5 protein-coding genes and 1 pseudogene are annotated in these 6,024 nt (G+C 69.1%); 2 read left to right on the top strand and 4 right to left on the bottom strand.

Going from position 1 to position 6,024, the window contains the following annotated elements; translation table 11 throughout:
* From BN11_RS23670 to BN11_RS10710, 4 genes and pseudogenes are all read right to left on the bottom strand, one after another.
* Positions 1–187, bottom strand: a pseudogene (locus BN11_RS23670) (hypothetical protein); the annotation flags it as partial.
* Positions 188–299: 112 nt separating this feature from the next.
* On the bottom strand, positions 300–2,078 hold the full coding sequence (locus BN11_RS10720; protein WP_048697496.1) for a 3-hydroxyacyl-CoA dehydrogenase family protein: 1,779 nt from the start codon (positions 2,076–2,078) through the stop codon (positions 300–302).
* Between the two features lie 178 nt (positions 2,079–2,256).
* On the bottom strand, positions 2,257–3,060 hold the full coding sequence (locus BN11_RS10715) for an ABC transporter permease (protein WP_053084067.1): 804 nt from the start codon (positions 3,058–3,060) through the stop codon (positions 2,257–2,259).
* A 30-nt stretch (positions 3,061–3,090) separates the two neighbouring features.
* The gene (locus BN11_RS10710) at positions 3,091–3,987 is read right to left on the bottom strand and encodes an ABC transporter ATP-binding protein (RefSeq protein WP_048697495.1); all 897 of its coding nucleotides are present in this window, start codon (positions 3,985–3,987) and stop codon (positions 3,091–3,093) included.
* Positions 3,988–4,128: 141 nt separating this feature from the next.
* On the opposite strand from BN11_RS10710, the gene BN11_RS10705 reads away from it, so the two are divergent.
* On the top strand, positions 4,129–5,352 hold the full coding sequence (locus tag BN11_RS10705; RefSeq protein WP_048697492.1) for a sensor histidine kinase: 1,224 nt from the start codon (positions 4,129–4,131) through the stop codon (positions 5,350–5,352).
* Positions 5,349–6,014 carry a response regulator gene (locus BN11_RS10700; protein ID WP_048697488.1) on the top strand — a complete coding sequence of 222 codons (666 nt, stop codon included), beginning with the start codon at positions 5,349–5,351 and terminating at the stop codon, positions 6,012–6,014. The genes BN11_RS10705 and BN11_RS10700 overlap by 4 nt, the downstream gene beginning before the upstream one ends.
* Positions 6,015–6,024 lie beyond the last annotated feature (10 nt).

Here is a 6,024-nt window from a genome sequence, read left to right as displayed (position 1 = left end):
CCCGGCCGACCGCCTGCCGCCCCGGTGCCCGCCCCGCTGCCACCGGCAGCACGAGCGTCGCCGGATCGGCGAGCAATCCGGCGACGAGGCCGGCCTGCCCCCGTCGTTCCGCCCGCCGGTCCAAGCCCGCCGCGCTCAGGGGGATCTCGCCCAGGGGCTTGGCATCGGAATAGGAGTCATCAGCCACGGAGTCATCTTCGCCCATGCCCGGCGACCGGCGACTGCCGTCCCGTGAGAGTCAGCGACATGGGGACGTCGCTGCCACTCACCTGACGCTCGAAAGCTCGTGAGCGAGGACCTCAGGCGTAGGTGCGGAAGCCCTTCTTCGTCTTGCGTCCGAGGTAGCCGGCCTGGACCATGTGCTCCAGCAGGGGCGCCGGGGCGAAGCCGGGCTCGCGGAACTCGAGATAGAGCTCGCGCTCGATCGCCAGGGAGACGTCGAGCCCGACGACGTCGAGCAACTCGAACGGGCCCATCGGCAGCCCACAGCCGGTCTTCATCGCGACGTCGATCTCGTCGGCCGTCGCATAGTGCGCCTCGAGCATCTTGATCGCGTCGTTGAGATAGGGGAAGAGCAGCGCGTTGACGATGAAGCCGGAGCGGTCACCGCACTGGACCGGCACCTTGCCGACCTTCTTGGACAGTTCGACCGTCGTGGCGATGACATCGGCGTCGGTGGCCACCGTGCTGACCACCTCGACGAGCTTCATCACCTGGGCGGGGTTGAAGAAGTGCATGCCGATCACGTCACCAGGACGGGAGGTGACCTTGGCCAGGTCGATGATCGGCAGGCTGGAGGTGGTGGTCGCGAGGATGGCCCCCGGCTTGCAGATCGCGTCGAGGTCCGTGAAGAGGTCCTGCTTGATGGCGAGGTCTTCGGCGATGGCCTCGAGCACCAGGTCGCAGTCCTTCAGCGCCGAGCGGTCGGTGGCGCCCGACACCCGCGCCGCCGTGTCGTCGGCGGTGATCTGGTCCATCCGCCCGCGTTCGACGGCCTTGGCCAGCGACTTGCCGATGCTCGCCATGATGCCGTCGATCTTGTCCTGGCCGCGAGCGATCACGGTGACCGGATAGCCGGCCTTGGCGAAGACCTCGACGATGCCGGTTGCCATGGTGCCGGAGCCGATGACCCCGACGGTCTTGACGTCCCGCAAGGTCACGCCCTCGGGTGCGCCCCCGGACGGCGTCTGCGCGTCGGGCACGACCTCGGAGCTGGCGGGCGCGGCATACGTGTAGAACCCGCGACCGCTCTTGCGCCCGAGCAGCCCGGCGCTGACCATCTGCTTGATGATGGGGCGGGGCGCGTGCAGCCGGTCGCGTCCCTGCTTGTACATCGTGTCGAGGATCTCGTATGCCGTGTCGAGACCGATCAGGTCGAGCAGCGCGAGCGGCCCCATCGGGTAGCCACAGCCGAACCGCATTGCGGCGTCGAGGTCTTCGCGGGTGGCGTACTTGCCCTCGTACATCGAGACGGCGTGATTGAGATAGCCGAAGAGCAGCGCATTGGCGATAAACCCGGCCCGGTCCCCGACGACGACCGGCTTCTTGTCGATGCGCTCGGCGAGCGCCTTGACGTCCTCGAAGACGTCGTCCGCGGTGACGACGGTCTTGATGACCTCGACGAACTGCAGCACCGGCGCAGGGTTGAAGAAGTGCATGCCGACGACGCGCTTGGGGTTGGCGGTGGCGACGGCGATCTCGGTGACAGGCAGCGAGGAGGTGTTGGTCGCGAGGATCGCGTCCGGCCCGACGACGCCGTCCAGCGCGGACAGGATCTCCTTCTTGAGGTCCATGTGCTCCGGCACGGCCTCGATGACGAGCTGACACTCCGCCAGGTCCGCGAGATCGGTCGAGTAGCTGATCCGCGAGTGCAGGGCCTCGGCATCATCGGCCGCGAGCTTGCCGCGGTTGACCGCACGCTCGGTGCTCTTGGTCAGATGCTCCTTGCCCCGGTTGATGGCGTCGTCGTCGATCTCCACGGCGACGACATCGATGCCGTTGCGGGCGAACACTTCCGCAATGCCCGCACCCATGGTCCCCAGACCGACAACACCGACTTTGGTGAACTCACGCGACATGCTTTCGAGTCTGTCAGGTCCCGTATGCCGCGGCCACGCCTCAGCCGCGTGACAGTCGCCACCCCGGAGACCTCACACCTGGGTACGACAACTTTCGGCTCCGCCCGACGACAAGCAGTATGCCGGGGCGGCCCGCCCCCTGCAGCGGGCCGCCCCGGAGGAACCGCGAAGGCCCCCGCTACTTCACCTCGCGGGTCAGCACCCGCCACGCGCCGATCAGCATCGGGATGCCGATCCACACGAGCGACGAGGTGCCCAGGTGGGCCCACTGCTCGCCCGCCATGGTGCCGCTCATCAGCGGCTCGACGGTCCGGCTCGGGTCGAGCCAGGCGCCGATGGAGTTCAGCCGCTCACTGATCCCCGCGACGATCGACCAGATCGTCGGCAGCAGGATCGAGGCGACGATCGCCAACGGCGTGATCAGGAGCGCGAAGCCGAACGCCAGCCCCTGGATCACGAAGACCGTCATCGCGACGACGAAGCCGAGCACGACCTTCCACGGCATCGACCAGTCCGCGTCGACTCCGTTTAACCCCACGGCCAGCAGTTGCGCGAGCGCGGCGGCGACGAAGGCAGCGGCGATCACTCCGAGACCGAGCAGGACGCCGGCGACGTTCTTGGCGGCGAGGACCCGGCCCCGCCGCGGCTCGAGGGTGAAGGTGACCAGCCCGGTGCGCTGGGACCATTCCGCTGTCGCGGCCATGATCCCGACGATCGGCAGCAAGATCATCAGGGGGAAGGAGGTCAGGCCGAGGAAGGTGCCGAAGGTCTGGTCGGCGTTGCTGCCCCAGATCAGGTTGATGGTCACGACGAGCAGCGAGATCGCCGCCATGACGATGAGCATCCAGCGACCCGCGCGGGTGTCGGTCATCTTGCGCAGTTCGACGCGCACCAGGCGCGTGAAGGGGATGCCCTTGACCTCGCCGAGGGCGGGGCGTTCGTGAGTCAGGTGGGAGGTTTCGCGGTCGAGTACGGCAGTCATGTCCGGTGTGTCCTTTCGGTGGCGGGCCGCTCAGGCGGCCTGCGGCTCGCGGGAGTCGGCGGCGGTGAGGGAGAGGAAGAGTTGCTCCAGGCCTTCGGAGCCGGCGGTATGCAGTTCGGTCAGCACGATCTGTGCGTCCAGGGCCGCGCGTCCCACCTCTTCGGGGCTCGCCTTGACGAGGATGCCGGAGCGATCGCCGGACACCTCGAAACCCTTGGCCTGCAAGGCATTCGCGAGAGCATCGTTGTCGAGGGAGTGGACGCGGGTGCCGCCGGCACCCAGCAGTTCGGCCTTGCTGCCCTGGGCGACGATCCGCCCCCGGCCGATCATCACCAACTCGTCGGCGATGATCTGCACCTCGTGCAGCAGATGGCTGGAGAGCAGCACGGTGCCACCCTGATCGGCATACGCGCGCAACAGCTGGCGCATCCAGTGGATCCCTTGCGGATCGAGACCGTTGGCGGGTTCGTCGAGGATGAGCACCTGCGGGTCGCCCATGAGGGCCCCGGCGAGGCCGAGCCGCTGCCGCATACCGAGGGAGTAGTTGCGCACGCGGCGTTTGGCCTCCGCCGGCGTCAGGCCGACCACGTCCAGGGCCTGATCGACGCGGGTCTTCGGCACACCGATCGTCATGCCGACGAGGTGGAGCACCTCCTTGCCCGTGCGGCCAGGGTGCTGGGCGGCGGCGTCGAGCATGACGCCGACGTGGCGGGCCGGGTTGGGCAGTGCGTGATAGTCGCGGCCGAGGATCGTGCTGCGCCCGCTCGTCGGCGGCGTCAGACCGGTCATCATCCGCATGGCGGTGGACTTGCCCGCGCCGTTCGGTCCGAGGAAGCCGACGACCGAGCCCGGCTGGACCTCGAAGCTGATGTCGTCGACAGCGGTGAACTGGCCGTAACGTTTGGTGAGGTTCTCAACGGTGATCATGCCCTCAACTCTCGCCGCAGGGAGGCACCGGGCACATCGGCCCACGGTCCCGTCGGCATCCGACTTTGGTCGGATTCCCGCGGGCGGGGGTACGACCCTGGTTACTCCCGTCCCAGCCCCTCGACACATACGCTTTCCCGTATGCCCGCCCGCCCCGAACCCCCCGCACCCCCCATCGGGCGGTGGGGCAAGATCTGGCGGGTCGCATTCGTCCTGATCGTGGGCCTCGTCGCCTGGGTCTCCACTGCCACGTCCCTGTCGTCGGACACCATGGAGGTGCGTCATCTCTGGGCGCTGATCGGCGACCCCGTCCTGGGCGTCGTCGCAGGCATCCTGACCGTATGGCGGCGCCGCTGGCCCCAGCGGATCGCCCTGGCCGTGACGCTCATCGGCGTCGTGTCGTCGAGCGCCGGCGGAGCCGGCATCCTGACTCTGGCGTCGGTCGCGGCTCGCCGGCAATGGCGCGAGCTCGCCTGGCTGGCTCCCCTGAATGTCGCGGGCGGACTGGCCGTGGAGCGCATCTATCCCTCGACGCCGGAGAACGAGACCCCCTGGCCGGTCATGTTGATCCTCTTGCTGCTCATCGTGGCGGTCGTCATCGCGGTCGGGTATGCCGTGGGGGGCCGCCGGGAGTTGGCGTGGGAGCGCGTCGAGTCGGCCGAACTGGACGCCCAGCGGCGGGCGGCTCAAGCCGCGGCGGCCGAGCGCACCCGCATCGCGCGGGAGATGCATGACGTTCTCGCACACCGGATCTCACTGGTCGCGATGCACGCAGGAGCGCTGAACTATCGCACCGATCTCAGCCCCGAACAGATGGGCGATGCGCTCGGGACCATCGAGACCAACGCCCACCAGGCGCTGGCCGACCTGCGCGAAGTCCTCGGTGTGCTGCGCGAGCCGCGCTCTCTCGACACGGATGCGGCCCCCGAACCACCCCAGCCCGAGATCTCTGCACTCCCTGCCCTCATCGCCGAGGCCGAGGCCCTCGGCTCCCGCGTGACGTTCTCGGACGAGACGACCGGCGCGGTTCCGAGCGGACTGGGGCGCACGGCATACCGGGTGGTGCAGGAGGCCTTGACCAACGCTCGCAAGCACGCGCCCGGTGCGGTCGTGCGAGTGCGGCTCGCCGGCAGCCCGATCGCCGGACTCCAGATCGAGGTACGCAATCCGCGCAGCCTGCAAGACCTCGATCATGCGTTGCCGAAGTCGGGCCTGGGACTGCTCGGACTGCAGGAGCGGGTCGCGCTGGCCGGAGGCCGGCTGGATCACGGCCAGACCGCCGACGGCGGGTATGCCGTGACCGCGTGGCTGCCGTGGCCCAACGCGCCGACGGACACCGAGGCGACCAGCAGGAGGAGTGCATGAGCGAGCCGATCCGCGTCGTCCTCGTCGACGACGACCCGATGGTGCGCACGGGGCTCGGACTGATCCTCGGCGGCGATTCGGGGATCCAGATCGTCGCCGAGGCCGTCGACGGCGAGGACGCCCTCGGCGTTGTGGCCCGCGAGCGTCCCGACGTCGTCCTGATGGACATCCGGATGCCCCGGCGCGACGGGTTATCGGCCACTGAAACCCTTCTCGCACAACCTAACCCGCCGCGCATCCTGGTGCTGACGACCTTCGACGCCGACGAGCTGGTGCTCAAGGCGCTGCGCGCCGGCGCGGCCGGCTTCCTGCTCAAGGACACGCCCCCGGCGCGGCTCGTCGAAGCGGTTCGGGCGGTCGCCGCGGGCCAGCCGATGCTCTCCCCGAGTGTCACCGCACAGCTGATCGCCGCCGTCGCCGGCCCCGCCGCGGACCCCGAGGACACCTCCGCCGCGGATGCCCGGAGCCGGCTGGACACGCTGACCGAGCGGGAACTGGAGGTGGCCCAGGCCATCGGCCGGGGGCTGTCCAACCAGGAGATCGCCGGCGAGCTCTATATGTCGGTGGCCACCGTCAAGGCCCATGTCGGCCGCCTGTTCACCAAGCTCGGCGTCGACAACCGGGTCCAGATCGCGATCCTCGTCCACGATGCCCACAAGTGACCCCCCCCCC

It is taken from the genome of Nostocoides australiense Ben110, from assembly GCF_001050535.1.
GTDB classification, from domain to species: domain Bacteria; phylum Actinomycetota; class Actinomycetes; order Actinomycetales; family Dermatophilaceae; genus Nostocoides_A; species Nostocoides_A australiense.
This window is presented reverse-complemented; position numbering and strand designations above follow the sequence as displayed.

Bases quoted from the DNA above. Each gene is read 5' to 3' on its own strand.
- BN11_RS10720 (WP_048697496.1), bottom strand. From the start codon at position 2,078: ATGTCGCGTGAGTTCACCAAAGTCGGTGTTGTCGGTCTGGGGACCATG.
- BN11_RS10715 (WP_053084067.1), bottom strand. From the start codon at position 3,060: ATGACTGCCGTACTCGACCGCGAAACCTCCCACCTGACTCACGAACGC.
- BN11_RS10710 (WP_048697495.1), bottom strand. From the start codon at position 3,987: ATGATCACCGTTGAGAACCTCACCAAACGTTACGGCCAGTTCACCGCT.
- BN11_RS10705 (WP_048697492.1), top strand. From the start codon at position 4,129: ATGCCCGCCCGCCCCGAACCCCCCGCACCCCCCATCGGGCGGTGGGGC.
- BN11_RS10700 (WP_048697488.1), top strand. From the start codon at position 5,349: ATGAGCGAGCCGATCCGCGTCGTCCTCGTCGACGACGACCCGATGGTG.